24 protein-coding genes are annotated in these 19195 nt (G+C 68.4%); 19 read left to right on the top strand and 5 right to left on the bottom strand.

Annotation, left to right across the window (positions count from 1 at the left end):
- Window positions 1–115: 115 nt before the first annotated feature.
- Window positions 116–592: a hotdog fold domain-containing protein gene (locus ACIGKQ_RS11095; protein WP_396573634.1), complete on the bottom strand. Its 477-nt coding sequence runs from the start codon at window positions 590–592 to the stop codon at window positions 116–118.
- A 576-nt stretch (window positions 593–1168) separates the two neighbouring features.
- Here ACIGKQ_RS11095 and rpsJ point away from each other — a divergent pair.
- The 17 genes from rpsJ to ACIGKQ_RS11010 all read left to right on the top strand — a co-directional run bounded on the left by rpsJ (window position 1169) and on the right by ACIGKQ_RS11010 (window position 14274).
- Window positions 1169–1474, top strand: coding sequence for a 30S ribosomal protein S10 (rpsJ, locus tag ACIGKQ_RS11090; protein WP_003938093.1), 306 nt, complete (start codon window positions 1169–1171; stop codon window positions 1472–1474).
- Window positions 1475–1494: 20 nt separating this feature from the next.
- The gene (rplC, locus tag ACIGKQ_RS11085) at window positions 1495–2172 is read left to right on the top strand and encodes a 50S ribosomal protein L3 (RefSeq protein ID WP_235725549.1); all 678 of its coding nucleotides are present in this window, start codon (window positions 1495–1497) and stop codon (window positions 2170–2172) included.
- A complete protein-coding gene (gene rplD / locus ACIGKQ_RS11080; protein ID WP_235725550.1) occupies window positions 2169–2831 on the top strand; it encodes a 50S ribosomal protein L4 in 663 nt (220 codons plus the stop codon). Before rplC ends, rplD begins: the two co-directional genes overlap by 4 nt.
- Window position 2832: 1 nt before the next feature.
- Window positions 2833–3138, top strand: coding sequence for a 50S ribosomal protein L23 (gene rplW / locus ACIGKQ_RS11075; protein WP_235725551.1), 306 nt, complete (start codon window positions 2833–2835; stop codon window positions 3136–3138).
- Window positions 3139–3168: 30 nt separating this feature from the next.
- Window positions 3169–4005 carry a 50S ribosomal protein L2 gene (gene rplB, locus ACIGKQ_RS11070; protein WP_235725553.1) on the top strand — a complete coding sequence of 279 codons (837 nt, stop codon included), beginning with the start codon at window positions 3169–3171 and terminating at the stop codon, window positions 4003–4005.
- A gap of 20 nt (window positions 4006–4025) precedes the next feature.
- Window positions 4026–4307, top strand: coding sequence for a 30S ribosomal protein S19 (rpsS, locus tag ACIGKQ_RS11065; protein WP_005170311.1), 282 nt, complete (start codon window positions 4026–4028; stop codon window positions 4305–4307).
- Window positions 4307–4717, top strand: a complete 411-nt coding sequence (gene rplV, locus ACIGKQ_RS11060; RefSeq protein WP_235725554.1) for a 50S ribosomal protein L22 — start codon at window positions 4307–4309, stop codon at window positions 4715–4717. Before rpsS ends, rplV begins: the two co-directional genes overlap by 1 nt.
- Window positions 4717–5529 carry a 30S ribosomal protein S3 gene (gene rpsC / locus ACIGKQ_RS11055; RefSeq protein ID WP_160900623.1) on the top strand — a complete coding sequence of 271 codons (813 nt, stop codon included), beginning with the start codon at window positions 4717–4719 and terminating at the stop codon, window positions 5527–5529. Before rplV ends, rpsC begins: the two co-directional genes overlap by 1 nt.
- A 2-nt stretch (window positions 5530–5531) precedes the next feature.
- The gene (gene rplP / locus ACIGKQ_RS11050) at window positions 5532–5948 is read left to right on the top strand and encodes a 50S ribosomal protein L16 (protein WP_086534385.1); all 417 of its coding nucleotides are present in this window, start codon (window positions 5532–5534) and stop codon (window positions 5946–5948) included.
- Window positions 5948–6181, top strand: a complete 234-nt coding sequence (gene rpmC, locus ACIGKQ_RS11045; protein WP_235725556.1) for a 50S ribosomal protein L29 — start codon at window positions 5948–5950, stop codon at window positions 6179–6181. Before rplP ends, rpmC begins: the two co-directional genes overlap by 1 nt.
- Window positions 6178–6477 (top strand): 30S ribosomal protein S17, encoded by a 300-nt coding sequence (gene rpsQ / locus ACIGKQ_RS11040; protein WP_235725558.1) that lies wholly within the window; start codon window positions 6178–6180, stop codon window positions 6475–6477. Before rpmC ends, rpsQ begins: the two co-directional genes overlap by 4 nt.
- A 155-nt stretch (window positions 6478–6632) precedes the next feature.
- Window positions 6633–7970: a cation:proton antiporter gene (locus tag ACIGKQ_RS11035; RefSeq protein ID WP_396573628.1), complete on the top strand. Its 1338-nt coding sequence runs from the start codon at window positions 6633–6635 to the stop codon at window positions 7968–7970.
- Entirely contained in the window at window positions 7967–9514 is a 1548-nt protein-coding gene (locus ACIGKQ_RS11030; RefSeq protein ID WP_266061505.1) for an alpha-amylase family glycosyl hydrolase, read from the top strand. The genes ACIGKQ_RS11035 and ACIGKQ_RS11030 overlap by 4 nt, the downstream gene beginning before the upstream one ends.
- Before the next feature lie 64 nt (window positions 9515–9578).
- Window positions 9579–10862: a sensor histidine kinase gene (locus ACIGKQ_RS11025; RefSeq protein ID WP_235725564.1), complete on the top strand. Its 1284-nt coding sequence runs from the start codon at window positions 9579–9581 to the stop codon at window positions 10860–10862.
- Window positions 10849–11925: a hypothetical protein gene (locus ACIGKQ_RS11020; RefSeq protein ID WP_235725566.1), complete on the top strand. Its 1077-nt coding sequence runs from the start codon at window positions 10849–10851 to the stop codon at window positions 11923–11925. The genes ACIGKQ_RS11025 and ACIGKQ_RS11020 overlap by 14 nt, the downstream gene beginning before the upstream one ends.
- The gene (locus ACIGKQ_RS11015; protein ID WP_235725568.1) at window positions 11879–13156 is read left to right on the top strand and encodes a sensor histidine kinase; all 1278 of its coding nucleotides are present in this window, start codon (window positions 11879–11881) and stop codon (window positions 13154–13156) included. The genes ACIGKQ_RS11020 and ACIGKQ_RS11015 overlap by 47 nt, the downstream gene beginning before the upstream one ends.
- Window positions 13153–14274, top strand: coding sequence for a hypothetical protein (locus tag ACIGKQ_RS11010; RefSeq protein WP_396573625.1), 1122 nt, complete (start codon window positions 13153–13155; stop codon window positions 14272–14274). The genes ACIGKQ_RS11015 and ACIGKQ_RS11010 overlap by 4 nt, the downstream gene beginning before the upstream one ends.
- Here the strand turns inward: ACIGKQ_RS11010 and ACIGKQ_RS11005 are convergent.
- Complete coding sequence (locus ACIGKQ_RS11005) at window positions 14267–14638, bottom strand: GNAT family N-acetyltransferase (RefSeq protein WP_235725572.1); 372 nt, start codon at window positions 14636–14638, stop codon at window positions 14267–14269. The genes ACIGKQ_RS11010 and ACIGKQ_RS11005 overlap by 8 nt on opposite strands.
- 275 nt (window positions 14639–14913) lie before the next feature.
- Between ACIGKQ_RS11005 and ACIGKQ_RS11000 the strand changes: the two genes are divergently transcribed.
- Together ACIGKQ_RS11000 and ACIGKQ_RS10995 are read left to right on the top strand one after the other, a co-directional pair.
- Window positions 14914–15147: an MbtH family protein gene (locus ACIGKQ_RS11000; protein ID WP_235725573.1), complete on the top strand. Its 234-nt coding sequence runs from the start codon at window positions 14914–14916 to the stop codon at window positions 15145–15147.
- A gap of 142 nt (window positions 15148–15289) precedes the next feature.
- Window positions 15290–15631 (top strand): hypothetical protein, encoded by a 342-nt coding sequence (locus ACIGKQ_RS10995; protein WP_235725575.1) that lies wholly within the window; start codon window positions 15290–15292, stop codon window positions 15629–15631.
- A gap of 46 nt (window positions 15632–15677) precedes the next feature.
- Here ACIGKQ_RS10995 and ACIGKQ_RS10990 read toward each other — a convergent pair whose 3' ends face one another.
- From ACIGKQ_RS10990 to ACIGKQ_RS10980, 3 genes are all read right to left on the bottom strand, one after another.
- Complete coding sequence (locus tag ACIGKQ_RS10990) at window positions 15678–16601, bottom strand: ABC transporter permease (protein WP_287015698.1); 924 nt, start codon at window positions 16599–16601, stop codon at window positions 15678–15680.
- Window positions 16598–17374 carry an ABC transporter permease gene (locus ACIGKQ_RS10985; protein ID WP_235725617.1) on the bottom strand — a complete coding sequence of 259 codons (777 nt, stop codon included), beginning with the start codon at window positions 17372–17374 and terminating at the stop codon, window positions 16598–16600. Before ACIGKQ_RS10985 ends, ACIGKQ_RS10990 begins: the two co-directional genes overlap by 4 nt.
- Before the next feature lie 113 nt (window positions 17375–17487).
- On the bottom strand, window positions 17488–19149 hold the full coding sequence (locus ACIGKQ_RS10980) for an ATP-binding cassette domain-containing protein (RefSeq protein WP_235725585.1): 1662 nt from the start codon (window positions 19147–19149) through the stop codon (window positions 17488–17490).
- Window positions 19150–19195: the final 46 nt, after the last annotated feature.

Raw genomic sequence — 19195 nt, 5'->3', positions numbered from 1 at the left:
CCCATTGCCCCGTCGTCAGGCGCCCTCGCCTGCACAGCCGCCGGTGCGACGTGTCCACTGCGCATCCCCGCCGTCTCAGCCTAGAAGTATGTGGCGGGGGTGGCAGAGTGAACGATCAGTTGTGCGGCGTGACCCATGTGGTGATGTCGCAATGCACCACCTCGGTGCCGTGCTTGTCGAGCACTCGGACATCGATCACCACATCGGTCCCCTCGACGATGCTCGCGAAGTCAACGTCGGCGGGCAGGGTCGCCTCGGCGGTCAGCCGCGTGGTGGCCTTGGCGAGGTAGCGGGTGGACATCGCCTTGGGTATCCACCGATGGGTGGTCGGGGTGCTGGCCTCCATGAGCATTCCCATCGCCGCCTCGGCGAGGTTGCAGGCGGCGATCGCGTGGAACGTGCCGAGATGGTTGTGCACGCCGAACCAGTTCGGCCCGGTGACCCGGCAGTAGCCGGGTCGCATGTCGGTGACGTAGGGCAGCACCGTGCCGAAGTAGGGCACCCGGGCGACCATGCCCAGCGAGAACAGGGTGTGGCCGACGACGTTGTCGGGTAGGCGGCGACGGAGGCTGTAGGTCGGGGAGTGGGTCATGGAGCTACCTTACCCGTGGGTAAGGTGCAGTTCTGTTCGCCGACAGAACCCTGTTTCGCGTCGACAGAACCCTTTTTCGCGTCGACAGAACCCGGAATCTCGCCGAGCGAACCTTCAGGGGGGCCGGGTCTGGTGGTGGTTGGGGCGGTTCTCTCGGCGAGATTCCGGGTTCTGTCGACCGCCGTGCCAAGGCCTGGTGAGTCGGGTTCCGGAGTGGATTTGAATCTGCGCCCCGGGGTGGTGCATACTGTTCGGGTTGCCTTGACCGGCGGACGCAGGATCACTGCGGCCTCGATCAGGTGAATGACTCCCAGGCCCCGGATTCCGGGCCAGGGCGTGTAACGCGTGCGCTGAATCAGGCGTACGGACACGACACGCCCGACCGCGGGTGCCGGAGCACAGCCGGTTCGCTCAAGTGGCGAGCCAACGTACAACGATAGATGAACAGCGTCGATCCCCGAATCTCACGCGGGTGGTCATGTGTCCAGCGGCGAATTGCGCCGGCTTGTCCTTCGGGGCGGCATCAGGTCACGCGGTGTTTGTCTGTCGAGAACAACTGACGGAAGAGGACACAGCGTGGCGGGACAGAAGATCCGCATCAGGCTCAAGGCCTACGACCACGAGGCGATCGACGCTTCGGCGCGCAAGATCGTGGAAACCGTGACCCGCACCGGGGCACGGGTGGTCGGCCCGGTGCCGTTGCCCACCGAGAAGAACGTCTACTGCGTCATCCGTTCGCCGCACAAGTACAAGGACAGCCGCGAACACTTCGAGATGCGCACCCACAAACGACTCATCGACATCCTCGACCCGACGCCGAAGACGGTCGACGCGCTGATGCGCATCGACCTGCCGGCCAGCGTCGACGTCAACATCCAGTAGGCGGGGGGCGAGAAGAAATCATGAGCAATCAGAGCGCGACCAACCATCAAAGTGCCACACGGGGAATTCTGGGCACCAAGCTCGGGATGACCCAGGTCTTCGACGAGAACAACCGTGTCGTCCCGGTGACGGTCATCCAGGCCGGACCGAACGTCATCACCCAGCTCCGGACCGCCGACCGCGACGGCTACACCGCCGTGCAGCTGGCCTACGGCGCCATCGACCCGCGCAAGGTCAACAAGCCCGTCGCCGGCCAGTACGCCAAGGCCGGTGTCACCCCGCGCCGTCATCTCGCCGAGATCCGCATCGCGGACGTCTCGGAACTCGAGATCGGCCAGGAGCTGACCGCCGAGATCTTCGAGAACGGCACCAAGGTCGACGTCACCGGCACCTCCAAGGGCAAGGGATTCGCCGGCGCGATGAAGCGCCACGGCTTCTCCGGTCTCGGTGCCAGCCACGGCGCGCACCGCGTGCACCGTGCACCCGGCTCGATCGGTGGCTGTGCCACCCCGGGTCGCGTGTTCAAGGGCATGCGGATGGCCGGCCGGATGGGTAACGACACCGTGACCACACAGAACCTGACCGTGCATGCGGTGGACGCCGAAGCCGGTCTGCTGTTGATCAAGGGCGCGATCCCCGGCCGCAAGGGCGGCATCGTGGTGATCCGCGACGCAGTGAAGGGTGGTGCGACCAAGTGAGCACCGAGACAACGACAAAGCTGACGCTGGACGTGAAGACGGCCGACGGCACGACCAACGGCACCGTTGATCTGCCCGCCGAGCTGTTCGACGCACCGGCCAACATCTCGCTGATGCACCAGGTGGTCGTGGCCCAGCAGGCCGCAGGCCGTCAGGGCACCCATGCGACCAAGACCCGTGGTGCGGTCTCCGGCGGCGGCGCCAAGCCGTACCGCCAAAAGGGCACCGGTCGCGCCCGACAGGGTTCGACCCGCGCACCGCAGTTCGCCGGCGGTGGCACCGTGCACGGTCCGCAGCCGCGTGACTACAGCCAGCGCACGCCCAAGAAGATGAAGGCCGCCGCCCTGCGTGGCGCCCTCTCGGACCGGGCCCGCAACGAGCGCATCCACGTGATCACCGAACTGGTGGCCGGGCAGACCCCGTCGACCAAGTCGGCACGTCTGTTCCTCGAGGCACTGAGCGACCGTCGCAAGTTCCTGGTGGTCCTCGGCCGTGAGGACGTGACCGCCTGGAAGAGCGTCGCGAACCTGCAGAACGTTCTGCCGATCGCACCGGATCAGCTCAACACCTACGACGTCCTGGACTCGGACGAGGTGGTGTTCAGCGTCGAGACGCTCAACGCGTTCATCGAGCAGAACACCCAGAAGAAGGAGGCCTGAGATGGCTACGCAGGCAGACCCGCGTGACATCATCCTGGGGCCGGTGATCTCCGAGAAGTCCTACGGGCTCATGGAGGACAACGTGTACACCTTCCTGGTGCACCCGGAGTCGAACAAGACCGAGATCAAGATCGCGGTCGAGAAGATCTTCGACGTCACGGTCACCAGCGTGAACACCGCCAACCGGCAGGGCAAGCGCAAGCGCACCCGCTTCGGCTACGGCAAGCGCAAGGACACCAAGCGCGCGATCGTGACCCTGGCCGCCGACAGCAAGCCCATCGAGATCTTCGGAGGACCGGTCGGCTGACCGGGACTCGCAGAACTGAGGGACTAGAACATGGCTATTCGTAGATACAAGCCGACGACCCCGGGTCGTCGTGGTGCCAGTGGCGCCGACTTCGCCGAGGTCACCCGTGACCATCCGGAGAAGTCGCTGGTTCGCCCGTTGCACGGTCACGGTGGACGTAACGCCCACGGCCGCATCACCACCCGGCACAAGGGTGGCGGTCACAAGCGCGCTTACCGCGTCATCGACTTCCGTCGCAACGACAAGGACGGCATCGACGCCAAGGTCGCCCACATCGAGTACGACCCGAACCGCACCGCGCGGATCGCGTTGCTGCACTACGTGGACGGCGAGAAGCGCTACATCATCGCCCCGCGCGGCCTGAACCAGGGCGATGTGGTGGAAAGCGGTGCCGGCGCCGACATCAAGCCCGGCAACAACCTGCCGCTGCGCAACATCCCGACCGGTACCCAGATCCACGCCGTGGAGCTGCGTCCGGGTGGTGGCGCGAAGATGGCCCGTAGCGCCGGTGCCGCCATCCAGCTGCTCGGTAAGGAGGGCACCTACGCGACCCTGCGTATGCCGTCCGGCGAGATCCGTCGTGTCGACGTGCGCTGCCGCGCCACCGTCGGTGAGGTCGGCAACGCCGAGCAGAGCAACATCAACTGGGGCAAGGCCGGCCGTATGCGTTGGAAGGGCAAGCGCCCGACCGTGCGTGGCGTCGTGATGAACCCGGTCGACCACCCGCATGGTGGCGGCGAGGGCAAGACCTCGGGTGGTCGTCACCCGGTGAGCCCGTGGGGCCAGCCTGAGGGCCGGACCCGTAAGAACAAGGCCAGCGACCAGCTGATCGTTCGGCGTCGTCGCACCGGCAAGAACAAGCGATAAGCACAGGAGGGAGTTAGAGAATGCCACGCAGCCTCAAGAAGGGCCCGTTCGTCGACGACCACCTGCTTGCCAAGGTGGACACGCAGAACGAGAAGGGCACCAAGCAGGTCATCAAGACCTGGTCGCGCCGTTCGACCATCATCCCCGACTTCATCGGTCACACCTTCGCCGTCCACGACGGACGCAAGCATGTGCCGGTGTTCGTCTCGGAGTCCATGGTCGGGCACAAGCTGGGCGAGTTCGCCCCCACCCGTACCTTCAAGGGTCACATCAAGGATGACCGGAAAGCGAAGCGCCGGTAATGACTACGCAGACCGATAATCCCACGGCCAAGGCCACCGCACGGTTCGTGCGCGTCACCCCGATGAAGGCACGCCGGGTGCTGGACCTGATCCGCGGCAAGAACGTGGACGAGGCCCTCGACATCCTGCGGTTCGCTCCGCAGTCGGCCTCCGAGCCGGTGTACAAGGTGCTCGCCAGCGCCGTCGCCAACGCGGAGAACAACCTGGACCTCGATCGCCGGAGTCTCGTGGTTGCGACCGCGTTCGCCGACGAGGGCCCCACGCTCAAGCGGTTCCAGCCGCGTGCGCAGGGCCGTGCGTTCCGCATCCGCAAGCGCACCAGCCACATCACCGTCGTCGTCGAGAGCCTTCCCGAGAAGGCCCCCGCCGGCCGCGGACGCTCACGTCAGCCGAAGAAGGGAGCTCAGTAGTGGGCCAGAAAATCAACCCGCACGGCTTCCGTCTGGGCATCACCACCGACTGGAGTTCGCGGTGGTACGCCGACAAGCAGTACGCGGACTACGTGAAAGAGGATGTCGCCATCCGCAAGCTCCTGTCCACGGGACTCGAGCGCGCCGGCATCGCCAAGGTGGAGATCGAGCGCACCCGTGACCGGGTCCGCGTCGACATCCACACCGCCCGTCCGGGCATCGTCATCGGTCGCCGCGGCGCCGAGGCCGACCGGATCCGTGGTGACCTGGAGAAGCTGACCGGCAAGCAGGTACAGCTGAACATCCTCGAGGTGAAGAATGCAGAGTCCGAGGCCCAGCTGGTGGCCCAGGGCGTCGCCGAGCAGCTGAGCAACCGTGTGGCCTTCCGCCGCGCGATGCGCAAGGCGATCCAGTCGGCGATGCGTCAGCCGAACGTGAAGGGCATCCGGGTCCAGTGCTCGGGTCGCCTGGGTGGCGCAGAGATGAGCCGCAGTGAGTTCTACCGCGAAGGTCGGGTGCCGCTGCACACGCTGCGCGCCGACATCGACTACGGACTCTATGAAGCCAAGACCACCTTCGGCCGCATCGGCGTGAAGGTGTGGATCTACAAGGGCGACATCGTCGGCGGCAAGCGCGAGCTCAGTGCAGCTGCGCCGGCCACCGAGGACCGTCGTCCCCGCCGGCCCAGCCGGCCCCGTCGCAGCGGTGCTTCGGGCACCACTGCCACGAGCACCGACGCGGGACGCGCGGCGGAGGCTCCGGCAGAGGCGACCGCGGGTGCTGGTGCGGCCACCGAGAAGCAGGAGGGCTGATCATGCTGATCCCCCGTCGGGTCAAGCACCGCAAGCAGCATCACCCCAGCCTGAAGGGCCAGGCCAAGGGCGGCACCAAGGTGACGTTCGGCGATTACGGCATCCAGGCTCTCGAGGGTGCGTACATCACCAACCGGCAGATCGAGTCCGCTCGTATCGCCATCAACCGGCACATCAAGCGTGGCGGCAAGGTGTGGATCAACATCTTCCCGGACCGTCCGCTGACCAAGAAGCCTGCCGAGACCCGTATGGGTTCGGGTAAGGGTTCGCCGGAATGGTGGGTGGCCCCGGTCAAGCCGGGCCGTGTGCTGTTCGAGATGACCTACCCCAACGAGGAGACCGCTCGCGAGGCTTTGCGTCGCGCGCAGCACAAGCTCCCGATCAAGACCCGCATCGTGACCAGAGAGGAGCAGTTCTGATGGCACTCGGAGTGGCTGCGTCTGAGCTGCGCGAGCTCAATGACACCGATCTGGTCGATCGTCTGCGTGAGTCGAAGGAAGAGCTGTTCAACCTTCGTTTCCAGATGGCCACCGGCCAGCTCGACAACAACCGTCGTCTGCGGACTGTGCGTCGCGAGATCGCGCGGATCTACACGGTGATGCGTGAGCGTGAGCTGGGTCTGGCGTCGGGACCGGATGGTGATGACGCATGAGTGAGGACCAGACAGTGAGCGCAAGCCAGAACGTCGCGAGCAACCCGCGTGCGAGCCGCAAGGAGCGGATCGGCTATGTGGTGAGCGACAAGATGCAGAAGACCATCGTGGTCGAGCTGGAAGATCGTACGCGGCATCCGCTGTACGGCAAGATCATCCGGACCACGAGCAAGGTCAAGGCACACGACGAGAACGAGATCGCCGGTATCGGCGACCGCGTGCGGATCATGGAGACCCGCCCGCTGTCGGCGACCAAGCACTGGCGCATCGTCGAGGTGCTGGAGAAGGCCAAGTAGGCCGTTCTCCGACGCGAGACGTACACGCGGCCCGTTCCCCGATGGGGGACGGGCCGCTGTCGTGTTCGGACACCGCTGTGACGCGCGGACCCGCAGAGTCCGTCGGGGTGCGGCATAATCCCGACCATGCTCATCGGCCGGACCGCGAGTGTGTGATGACCGATTCCGCGGTTGCCGTCATCTGTGTGCTGTTGCTGCTGTGGGCGGTGCTGTCGCGGGTGCTGACCCGCCACGACGTCACCGGGCCGCTGCTGTTCGTGCTCGCCGGGTACCTGCTCGCCAACCCGGAGTGGGGTGTGTTGGCGGTCGATGTGGACACCTCCATCGTGCACATCCTGGCCGAGCTGACCCTGGGCCTGGTGCTGTTCACCGACGCCTCCCGCGTCGACGTGGGCCGACTGCGCCGGGCGATACGACTACCGGCGCGGCTGTTGCTGGTGGGTCTGCCGCTGACGATCGCGCTGGGCACCCTCGGCGCCGAAGTCATCTTCGGCGAGTTCGGCTGGGGATTGGCGTTGTTCGTCGGTGCCGCCCTCGCTCCCACGGACGCGGCGCTGAGCGTGCAGGTGATCGACGACGACCGCATCCCACGCCGACTGCGGTTGTCGCTGAACGTGGAGAGCGGACTCAACGACGGGATCGCGACGCCGGTGGTGACCCTGGCCATCGCACTGGGGGCGACGGCGCTCGGCGTCGGTGGTGCCGAGGGCATCACCCTGGGCCAGGCCGGCATCGAGTTGGCGGTCGGGGTGGCCACCGGGGCCGTGGTCGGCGGCATCGCCGCGTGGGCGATCAACGTCTCGGCGCTGCGCGACCTCTCGTCGCCCAAGACCCGGCAGATCGCTGCACTGGCGACCGCGGTCGGCGTGTTCGCGCTGGCGGTCACGATCGATGGCAACGGTTTCATCGCTGCATTCGTTGCGGGAATGACGTTCGGTCACGTGCTCGACCGCGATCGGGCGGAGAGCAGCGCAGACCCTTCCACGCAGGAGTTGGGCCGCCGTCGCAACGAGGACTCCACCGTGCTGGAGGTGCTGCCCGAGCTCGGTGGCGAACTCCTCGCGCTGGTGGTGTGGTTCCTGTTCGGCGCCATTCTGATGCCGCTGGCCTTTCACGTGGTGGAGGCGGGCGATCTCGCACTCATGGCCGGCTACGCGATGCTGAGCCTCACCATGTTCCGCATGATCCCGGTCGCGGTGTCCCTGTGGGGGAGCGGTCTGCCGACCCGCGATGTGCTGATCGTGGGCTGGTTCGGTCCGCGCGGCCTGGCATCGGTGGTGTTCGCACTCCTCGGTGTCGAACAACTCGGCACCGACGGCGGCGCCGGTCCCGCCGTCGCCGCGATCGCGGTGACCGTGCTCGCCAGCGTGGTCCTACACGGAGCGACCGCCGGTCCGGTGGCCCGCCGATACCCTCACGACGGTGGCGCTGACGCATCCGACGCAGGACATGTGCGGCTGCGGCCCAGCGGTGTGCACCGGTGGCGTCGATGACGGATCGACCAGCCGATATCGGCCCGCGTCGGCTCCCGCCGTCCCCGTTGATCTACGAGATCAACACCTGGGTGTGGCTCGCCGAGCTGTCCGACCGAATCGGCTGCACGGGCGCGAGCGAACCGATCACGCTCGCCGACGTCCCGGACGCCACCTGGGACGCCATCGCGGAGTCCGGCTTCGACGCCGTCTGGCTGATGGGGGTGTGGCGGCGCAGTGCGGCCGGCGCCCGGATCGCGCGTGGCGATCGCGCCTTGATGGAGTCGTTCGCCGAAGCGGTAGGGGACCTGCAGTCGCAGGACGTCGTCGGCTCACCGTATGCCGTGCGCGACTACACCGTCGATGACCATCTCGGCGGGCCCGCCGGGTTGGTGGCGGCACGGCGCGCACTCGCCGACCGGGGAGTGGCGCTGATCCTGGACTACGTGCCCAATCACGTCGCACTCGACCACCCGTGGGTCGGCACGCATCCGACTTGGTTCATCGGCGGGGATCGGGCCGACCTCGCCGCCGACGACGCGTCGTTCACCGAGATCGACGGCCGGGTCATCGCACACGGCCGCGACCCGTACTTCCCGGCGTGGACCGATGTGGCGCAACTCAACGCGTTCGACCCGGACCTGCGCGCGGCCACCGACGCCGAGCTGTCCCGGATCGCGACGCAATGCGACGGCGTGCGCTGCGACATGGCGATGTTGGTGATGAACGAGGTCTTCGCGTGGACCTGGGGTAACCGAGCGGGCCCGGTGCCCACCGACGACTTCTGGCCCGACATCATCGCCTCGGTGCGCGCCCGACACCCGGGGTTCGTGTTCATCGCCGAGGCCTACTGGGGCACCGAGTGCGCGCTGATCGATCAGGGTTTCGACCACTGTTACGACAAAACGCTCTACGACACACTGCGAGATGAACCGGGCACACTGGCCCACCGCCCGAACGCCGACGATGGAGATCCCCACACAGGCGTGCGTTTCATCGAGAACCACGACGAGCCGCGCGCTCCGGAGGCCTTCGGCGAACGCGACCGGCAGGCCGCGGTGGTGATCCTCACCGTGCCAGGAGCCCGGTTGATCCACCACGGGCAGCTCACCGGCCGCCGACGTCGCCTTCCCGTCCAACTCGGTCGCAGCCCTGACGAACCGGTCGACGGTGACCGCGCGGTGTTCTACCGTGCCCTGCTCGGCGTCGTCGACGACGACGCGTTCCGGTCGGGCGGGCAACGGTGGTGCGACACCCGGTCTGCACCCGCTCTGCTCGCCTGGACACGGGGCGCACGACGGTGGCTCATCGTGGTGAACACTGCGGGTACGGCGACGGCAGGGCGCATCAGGCCGGACTGGTCCGATCCTGATTCCGATCCCGATGAGGCGCACCCGGCCGGACAACCCGCACCGGGCACCCGGCTGGTCGACGCGCTCTCCGGCCAACCGCTGCACATCTGCGGCGACGGAGCCGTCGACGTGCGGCTGGGGCCATGGGGGTGGTTGGTGCTGCGCCTCATCGACACCGACACCGACCGCGCTGATGTCGGGTGGGTGCCGTGACGGCGGCAAAGCGTGGCAAGGTCGTCACCGAACCACAGGACCGGGCGACGAGGTGGCCGCGGCAATGACGATCGTCTCCACGCCGAAACGCAGGGCATGGTTGCATGCCTGGCGCTTGCGGCTGATCGGGCCGACCGACGACTCCGATCTGGCTCGCATCCGCCGATTCGGCGCCCGGTTCGTCGGTACCGGACTACTGATCTTCCCGGTCGCACTGACGCCGCTGATCGCCTCGGAGTCCGCGTTGACCGACCGGTGGTGGCCACCGGTGAGCGTCCTGCTCGTGACGGTGCCGGCCATGGTCGTCATCATCGCCACCTACCGTCGGCGACCGACCGGACTCACCGTTCTGGCGACGGCCTGCTGCGCCGGCCTGCTGCTGGCCACCCTGTTGTGGTTCGGCGCCTGGACGGGAGCGGTCGCATCCGAGGACACCACCTGGAGCGTGTGGTTGGTGCAGTTCCCCGGGGTGCCGGGTCTACTCCTCGGGCTCAGTGGCCACCCGCGTCTCGCGTTGGCGTACATCGTCATCGCGACGCTGGTGACCCAAACCGCCAATCAACTCGGGCTGGACGGTCAGATCCGCCCGGAGTTGTACCTGGGTTCGCTGCTCACCATCGCGCTGACCGCAGTGTTCCTGGCGGTCGCAGTGGTCACCGTCCGGACGGCGCAGGTCCTCGACGAGACCCGAGCAACGGCGATCGAGGCGGCGGCCGCGTCGTCGGCGGCGGCCGCCGAGGACGCCGAACGCACCCGGTTCGCCACGCTGATCCATGACAAGGTGCTGGCCATCCTGCTCGCCATCGACGTCGGTCGACCATCGTCGGCGCTTGCGGCGCAGGCGTCCTCGGCCGTCCATGAGCTCGACCGTCGCGGCGAGCACCCGACGGCCGGCCCGCTCGACGCCGACGAGTTCGCGCGGCGCATCCGGTTGGCGATCCGATCGACCGGGGTCGAGGTGGACCGTGAGCTGTCGATCGACCCCGACGCGAGTCGGCGCTATCCCGCCGAGGTCGCTGCGGCCCTGATCGATGCGATGGGCGAGGCCATCCGCAACCAGGCGCGCCACGCCGGCGACGACGCCTCCTGCCTGGTCGTAGGTGACCTCGGGGACGCATCGATCAGCCTCGCCGTCGTCGACGACGGCCGGGGATTCGACGAGGCGGATGTGCGACCGGAAAGGTTGGGGTTGGCGATCGGTATCCGCCGGCGGATGGCCTCGGTTCCCGGTGGTTCGGCCGAGGTACGCAGCACGCCTGGACACGGCACCACGGTGATCCTGCGGTGGACCGACGAACCGACCACACACGCGCCGGTGGCGATCGCGGTGCCGGATGGACGGGCCTGACGTGGCGGCCGACGAGGTCGACCCGGCGATCGAGGACACCACCGACCTGTTCGGTCTGCGCTCGCCGTTGGTGGTGCGCGCACTGCTCGCCCTGGCTGTGATCTACCTGGTCGTCACGATCGGCTCCGGCGTCAACATCACGTCGGTGTGGAGCTGGGTCGGCTTCGCCGGTGCCTTCGGGTTGCTGGCCGTCGACCTGGCCGTGCTGACCCGGCTGCGAGGCGACCCGCTACCCGCGCGGGCAGCGGTGGTCGCCGCAGGATTGCTGCTCGCCGGGACCGCACTCGCGTGGTGGTCGGTGCCGGCCGCGACTTTCGCGCCGGTCCAGTGTCTGCCGGCGGCCATCGCGGGCATCGTCGCCCTGGCATTGCTGGTGGTCCGCGGACGGATCGGCACGGCATGGGTCGGTGCCGTCGCGATGAGTCTGTCTGCTGCGACTTGGGCGGCGGCGCGCGGACTCGGATTCACCGCCGGTCTGGTCTTCACCTCGTGGGTCTATCCGGTGATGCTGTTCGCATCGCTGTTCGGCGTGATGCTGCGGCCCATCGCCGAGACGATTGGCACGCTGCGCGCCCGGGCGGTCCGGGACGCGTCGGATTCGGCGGCGACGGTGGCCGCCGCCGAGGAGCGGGAGCGCCAGGTGGCGCTGCTCGACCGGCAGGCGCGACCCCTGCTCATGCAGGTAGCTGCCGAGCACGCATTCACCGTCAACGAGGTGAGGGATGCGCGTCTGGTCGAAGCCGGATTGCGTGACGGCATCCGGGCACCGGCCTGGCAGGCGGCCGCGGTGCGTGCGGCGGTGTGGCAGGCACGACGACGCGGGGTCACGGTGGTGTTGTTCGACGATGGCGGCACGGCCGAGGTCCCGGCCGTGCAGGCGCACCTCGACGACCTGCTCGTGGCCGAACTCGGAGCGATGCGGACCGGCCGGGTGACCGCGCGGGTGATGCCACCCGGGCGACCCACCCGCGCCAGTATCGTGCTCGCTCGCGCAGACGGCGTGCGACGCTACGACTGTGCCCACAACGGACAGATCACCGGCGGGGATGTCGAAAGCCGATGAGGACGGCCGTGCGGTGAACGGCATCGCTCGACTGCAGACCGCCACCCACGGGGTCGGCCGCGGCCAACTGCGCGCCGACGACTCCGACCTGGCGCGGCTCGAACGCGTGGGCACCCGGTTCGTGGGCTGCGGGCTGCTGGCGTTCAGCCTGCTGATGGCGCCGGTCGCGGTGCGCACCATGCACCTCACCGACCTGTGGTGGACGGTACTCAGCGTCGTACTCGTGGTGGGTCCGGCGGTCGCACTCGTGGCGATGTCGTTCCGCGACGAACCCGGCAGGCTCGACTGGCCGGTGGGCGCCTGCGCCGTGGGTTACGTGTTGTCGACGCTGCTGTGGTTCGTGGCGTGGCGGGGCGTACCCGACGGCACCGACCGCTACACCATTTGGCTGATCCAGTTCCCGTCGGTAGCCGCCATCGCGCTGGTGTTGATCGGCCGGACCCGGTGGGCAATCACGCATCTCGTCGTCGCGACGACCCTGGTACATGCGGCCAATCAGATCGGGCTCGACGGTGCGGTGACGCCGCGTGAGTTGTTGAGTGCGCCACTGACCATGGCGCTCAGTGGGGTGTTCATGGCGGTCGCGTACGCGACCGCGCGCAACGTCCGGTCGTTGGACACCCGTCGGGCCGCCACCATCACCGCGGCAGCCGCCACTGCAGCGATGGTGGCGCGCGAATCCGAGCGCGCTCGATTCGCCGCGGTGATCCACGATCGGGTGATCGCCGCGCTGCTGGCGGTCGGGGTGGGGAAGCCCGATCGGCGCCTCGCCGCCCAGGCGGCATCGGCGTTGGCCGAACTCGACCTGGGCGACGAGCGGGACAGTGCCGAGGTGCCCGCGTCGCTGTTCGCGCACCGACTGCAGGCCCTCGCCGACGAGGTGGGGGACGGGGTGGTGGTCGAGTTACGGGTCGTGGACAACGCGGTTGCGTACCCCGCCGAGGCGTTCACCGCGATCAGTGGTGCGGTGGGTGAGGCCTTGCGCAACTGGCGACGACACGCCGGGGTGGGCAGTCGGTGCGTCGTCGACGGTGAGCTGGCCGGCGACGCGGTCTCGATCACCGTGCGCGACGACGGCGTCGGCTTCGACCCGACCGCGTTGGGCAATGAGCGATACGGGGTCGCGGTCGGCATCCGCGGCCGGATGGAGGCCGTGGCCGGTGGGTCGGTCGACGTCGCGGCAGCGCCGGGCGACGGTACCCGCATCCACGTGGGCTGGCGCCGCTCATGACCGGACGCGATGGCGGGTTGCGCGGTGGTCGCCGGACGCCGAAAGGTACCGGAGATCACGACGACGAGCACCCGGCCGATCCCGCCGCAGTCGATCTGTTCGGCCTCGGTTCGGCTGCGGTGATCTGGTCGTTGGGGATATTCGCCTTGACCTATGTGGTGGTGGCGGTAGGTGCGGGTTGGGAGATCCGGTCGTGGGTGAGCTGGGTCGGTGCGGCGGCGGGACTGGCGGCGTTCGGCGTTGCGGCGGCGTTCGTCGTCGGAGGCCGCGGAGCGCGGACGCCGGCACCGGTCGCCGTGGCGGTGACCGGATTGGTGGTGGGTGCGCTGGCGCTGTCGTTGTGGAGTCTTCCGGTGGAGACCTACCGCATGTTGCAGACGTCGCCACCGGTGTCGGCGCTGACCGTGGTGGCGACGATGCTCGCACTGCATCGGCGCCCGGTGTTCGCCTGGGTGGGTGCGGTGTGCGCCAGTGTGGTCGCCGGGGTGTGGGGTGTCGCGCAGGGGTTCGGCTATCCGGCCGGCGCCGAGATCACGTTCTTCTGTTTCCCGGTGCTGGTGATGGCCACCTTGTTCGTGTTGATGGCACCGCCGATGGAGGTCCGCATCCGAGCGCTGCGCGAGCGGGAGATCGCGCAGGCGCAGACGGAGGCCGCCGCGAGAGCCGGGGCTGCCGAACGTCATGATCAGTTACGTCGTCTCGACCGCGGTGCCCGCCCGATCCTGCAGCGGATGGTCGACCGGCATGCCTTCGGCCCGGACGAGGTGATCGACGCCCGGCTGACCGAGGCACAACTGCGTGACGGCATCCGGGCGCGGGCCTGGGAGTCCGAGGAGGTGCGCAGCGCCGCGTGGCAGGCGCGGCGGCGCGGAGTGACGGTACTGCTGCTCGACGACGGGGCGCTGGACGCGCGCGGCGATACGGAGACCGCCCGCCGACTGCGGCGGCTGCTGGTCGCCGAGCTCCGAGCAGCTCGCGACGGTCAGATCACCGCCCGGGTGCTCCCGCCGGGACGCGAGGTGATCGCATCGGTGGTGGTGAACTCCAGCACCGGGGTCAGTCGTACCGAGTGCCGGTTCGACGGCGCCGTGTGCGTGTTTCCGGGAACCCTCAGCTGAGTTCGGCGTCGAGCCACCTCAGGATGTCCGGCGTGGGCTTGCGTGCGGCGTCGGCATATTCGGGATGTTTGCCGAGATAGGCCGCCACCATCGGGCACACGCCGACGATGACGATGCCTTCGGCGCGGGTCTGGTCGAGGGCGTGTCGGATCAGGATCGTGCCGAGTCCGCGGCCTCCGAACTCCTCGGCCACCTCGGTGTGGAAGAACACCCGTTGCCGACTGTCGCCGTCAGCGCGATCGCGGTAGGCGGTGAATCCCGCCGGGGCCGGTTCGGATGCGGTGTCGGCGACCGCGATCTCGAAGCGCTGCACGTCAGGCTCGTGGGTGACGGTGACCGCGGCCCCGGTCTTGTCGGTCGTCATGGTGACGACCTTACGGCCTGGCAGTGGGAGGACCGGCCGAAGACGGCCGGTCGGCCGCCCGGAGTTCTCGCCAGGCGCACAGCTGGCACGTGCGCGCGGCGATGACGTGCACCCGCGTGGGGCGACGCGGGCGTCTGGGCCGATTGTCGTCACCGGTACCATCGGGTCCACTGACCTCGATGCGCACCATCCGGGTCCGGGGACGTTGCGGCGCGCCTGCCGCGGGCGCCCAGGGCGACGGATGCACTACCCACACGAGAGGAACGACAGAGCAGATGACCAATCCGTTCGACGACGAGAACGGGCGTTTCTACGTCCTGGTGAACGACGAGAACCAGCATTCGCTGTGGCCGACCTTCGCCGACATCCCGGCAGGCTGGACCGCGGTGTTCGGCGAGGACAGCCGGGCGGCGTGTCTGGAGTATGTCGAGAAGAACTGGACCGATCTGCGTCCGAAGAGCTTGATCGACGCCATGGAGGCCGACCGCGCCGAGCGCGCCGCCGAGTGACACGCCGGTAAGGGCAGCCAAACCAGTAGAAATCCACCGTGCCCCGGTGACATTCGGGGCGTGAGCTGTCATCATTTCCTCAACAGGGAACTGGTCGGGTCTGGAATCGGTGGTTCTCAGGTGCTGCGGAAGCAGGTGAGACATGGTCGGCGAATACGGACCGTGGGAGGCCGCACGTTTGCGTGCGACCAGTGACGAGATCGCGCGCAGGGCTCAAGTCACCCCGACGCTCACAGCGGTGCGGGTGCATGGCGAGTCCGCCACCTACCGCGAGCTCGCCGGTGCACTGGTTCGCTACGGCCGGGTGTCCGACCTCAACGGGCTCGGGGTGGGCTCCACGATCGCTGCGGCGATCCTGCACTGTCTGCCCCGCATCGGCCGACTCGGCGAACCGATGGCGGTGGTACACACCGTGCGTCAGGTGCTCGATTGGCTGGCGCGTGACCTCGACGAAGGTTTCGGCGGTCTTCGCGCCATCGGCTGATGCGATCGGTGGGCCGGGCGACCCGGCGTCGGAAACCGCGCCGGCGTCACCGCGCGGTCGCCGCCTTTCGGTAGCCGCGCAGGGCCGGGTACACACACACGGCGATGATCCCGACGGTCCAGATCGTCACCTTGATCAGGTTCTCGGCGATCGGACCGCCGGCCGCCAACGAACGCATCACCTCGATCGTGGGCGTCATCGGCTGGTTCTCCACGATCGGTTGGAGCCAGCCGGGGTAGGCGTCGATGGGGGAGAACCCCGAATTGAAGAACATCAGCACGCTCGACACCAGCGACAGCAGCGGCACGAGCGGGGCCGATGGAGCGGCACTGACCGCGAGTGCCAGGACCAGTGTGGCGTAGGCGACGCCGAACATCAGCGTCACCCCGAAGATTCCGGCTATGGCACCGAACCCGCCGGTGATGTCGAACCCGATGAACGAACCGACCACGATCAGTAGCGCCGTGACGAGCACGATCCGGAACATCTCGCTGAGCAGTCGCGAGGTCAGATCGGCCGCGCGGTTGATGGGCAGCACGTACAGCCGCGACAGCAGACCGGTGCCACGCTCCTGATTGAGTCGGATGCCCGCGGCGACCGATCCGAACATCGCGCTCACCAGGATGACCAACGGAACGGTGCCGTAGGTGCTGTCCTGGCCGGTCGCGCTGCCGATGGCATCACCGAGGACGACCTTGAACATCAGCAGGGTCAGGATGGGGACCAGCACCAACTGCAGGAATGTCGCCTTGTCGTGCACCATCACCGACAGCTGACGCCACGACAGCACCCCGCTCTGGGTGAACCAGGCGCGGATCGTGCCCTCGCCGGGGGTGGCGACCGGTGGCGCCTTCTGCGCAGACGCGGCCCGGTCCTGCTCCGCGCTGGTCTGGTCCTGCACCGGGGTGGTGTGGGGCGCGACGGCGGGGGTGGGCGCGGCACCGGCTGTCCGGGCGGGCACGGCGGTCATCGCACAGCCTTCCGGATGCCGAGTCCGGTCAGGAACACCCCGGCGATCCCGAGTCCCACGCACCACCAGATCGTGGGAGTCAGGATCTCGAGGGTGACCGTGCCGTCGCTCAGCGCTCGCATCGACGTCGCGAACTGCGAGATCGGCTGGTTGCGGACGAACGGCTGTATCCACTCCGGGAACTGGTCCTCGGGGACGAAGCCGGTGGACAGCAGGCCGAGGACGAGGATCGGCAGGGACAGCGCCTGACTGGTCGCCTCGGGGCTGTTCGACAACAGACCCAGGGCGTCGGCGAGGATGGCGATCAGCAGCCCCACGGCAAGCACCACCGCGAACAGTCCCACCGTCTCGAGTACCGAACCCGCCGGTCGCCAGCCCATCACCAAGCTGGTGACCGCCGCGCAGATGACCGAGATCACCAGCAGAGCCCCGTTGGTGCCGAACCGGGCGAGCGTCGGGATCGCGACCGGCATCGGCATCGTCCGGAACCGGGTGTTGATGCCCTTGGTGGTGTCCACGGAGGCGCGCATCGCCGCCGAGGACGCCACGAAGCTCACCGATTGCAGCGAGATGATCGGCATCAGGAACGCGGCGTAATCCATGTCGGGATCGGCGTCCATGATCGACCGCAGTGGCAGGTAGAAGCAGATCGCCAGCAGCACCGGCGCGGCGAAGGCGAAGATGATCTCCCCATTGCGGAAGATCGCGCGCAACCCGCGGATCGTCAGGGCCCACCACTGGGCGGTGGCGTGAGTCCGCGGGCGGGTGATCACCGTCGGCGTCGCGACGGTGTCCGTCGCACCCGCACGCCCGACTCCGGCCGGGTCGACCCGAGCGGTGTTCGCCCGCGCGGTGTGCACTGCGGTCCGAGCGGCTGGGGTGGAGGTCACGCCGGATCGTCCGCGGGTTCGGCAGCCGGGTTGGAACTCGGCGCGCTGGGATCGGTCAACGCGAGGAAGACCTCGTCGAGACTGGGGCGGCGCAGTGCGACATCCGAGAGCCGGATCCCCGCCCCGGTGGTGCGTTGCACGATCTCGACGAGGGTGTCCGCGCCGTCCGGTGCGGGCACCGCGACCGAGGCCGACGATTCGCCGTCGGCTCCGCCATTAGGGGACGCTGGGCCACGTGGGGACGTTGGGTCGCTGGGGGAATCGGTGAGCAGGTCACCGAGGCAATCGCGCAACCGTGGCAGGTCCTCCGGGTCGGCCGGCGTGACGTCGTAATGCGAGGCACCGGTAGCGGCCTTGAGCTCGTCGGCCGTACCCGATGCGATGACACGACCGCGGTCGATCACCACGATGTGGTCGGAGAGCGTATCGGCCTCTTCCAGGTATTGGGTGGTCAGTAGCGTGGTGACGCCCTGGTCGCGCAGCGACTCGACGAGTTTCCACACCTCCTGGCGGCTGCGCGGGTCCAAACCGGTGGTCGGCTCGTCGAGGAAGACAACCTCGGGCTGGGTGACCAGGCCGCACGCGATGTCGATGCGACGCCGCATACCACCGGAATACTCACCGACCCGGCGGCCGGCGGCTCGGGTGAGGTCGAAGGATGTGAGCAATTCGTCGGCGCGGACGCGTGCCGCGGATTTGGACAGCCCCATCAGCCGTCCGAACAGGATGAGGTTGTCGCGGCCGGACAGCGCTTCGTCCAGTGCAGCGAACTGTCCGGTCAACATGATCGAGCGTCGCACGCCCGCAGCGTCGGACACCACGTCATGGCCGGCCACCGTCGCGGTACCGCCATCTGGTTTGAGCAGTGTGCACAGCATGTTGACGGTCGTGGTCTTGCCTGCCCCGTTGGGGCCGAGGAGCGCGAGGATCGAACCCTTGGCGACCGAAAAACTCACCGATTCGACGGCCACGTTCGCGCCGAACCGCTTGTGCAGACCGGTCACCTCGATCGCGGCGGGAGCGGCCGGCGTGAGATCGAGGGAATCGGATTCGGCTGCGGTGTCGGGTTCGGTCGCTGACGGGGACGCGGCCCGGTGCGCGGCCTCGGACCGTCGTGCCGGCTCCGGCACGGACGGCGCAGCGATCGGGGCGCGCTCGGCGCGGTTTTCATCGAGGAGGCCGGTGTCGCTGACGGCGGGATCGCTGACGGCGGGATCGCTCATGTCGGCGATGTGGGAAGTATCACCCGGCGGGGTGAGGATTCGCCATCCATCGGCGACGTCTGGCGCGACCTGGTCCACCGGACCGTCGGCGATCGAACCGTCCCGGGTGGCCGGGTCGGCGGTAGGGGCATCGACGGTGGGCCGGGGGCTGTCGGTGGCCTCGGGTGCAGGCGTGGCGGCCGGGGTCAGCGCCGGAAAGGCGACGGTCGGCGAATCGTCGCCGGTCACTTTCGCGTGCCGTGCCCGGCGGTGGCGGGCTGCGGGCGCAACGCCCTGGTCCGACGGGCCCGAGCCATCGGAATCGCCTGCGTTGCCGTTGGTCCGTGCACGAGTGATCTCGAGGTCACGAGAGGTCAGCAGATCGGCGTCCCGACCGACATCGACGGGTGAACGGGGCGTCGCCGAGGTCGTGGACCTGTGGGACGGCTCGGCCATCGACTACTCCTCTCGGGCCACGTCGGTTGCCGGAGCACACGGCCGG

It is taken from the genome of Gordonia sp. NPDC062954, from assembly GCF_044543825.1.
GTDB classification, from domain to species: domain Bacteria; phylum Actinomycetota; class Actinomycetes; order Mycobacteriales; family Mycobacteriaceae; genus Gordonia; species Gordonia tangerina.
This window is presented reverse-complemented; position numbering and strand designations above follow the sequence as displayed.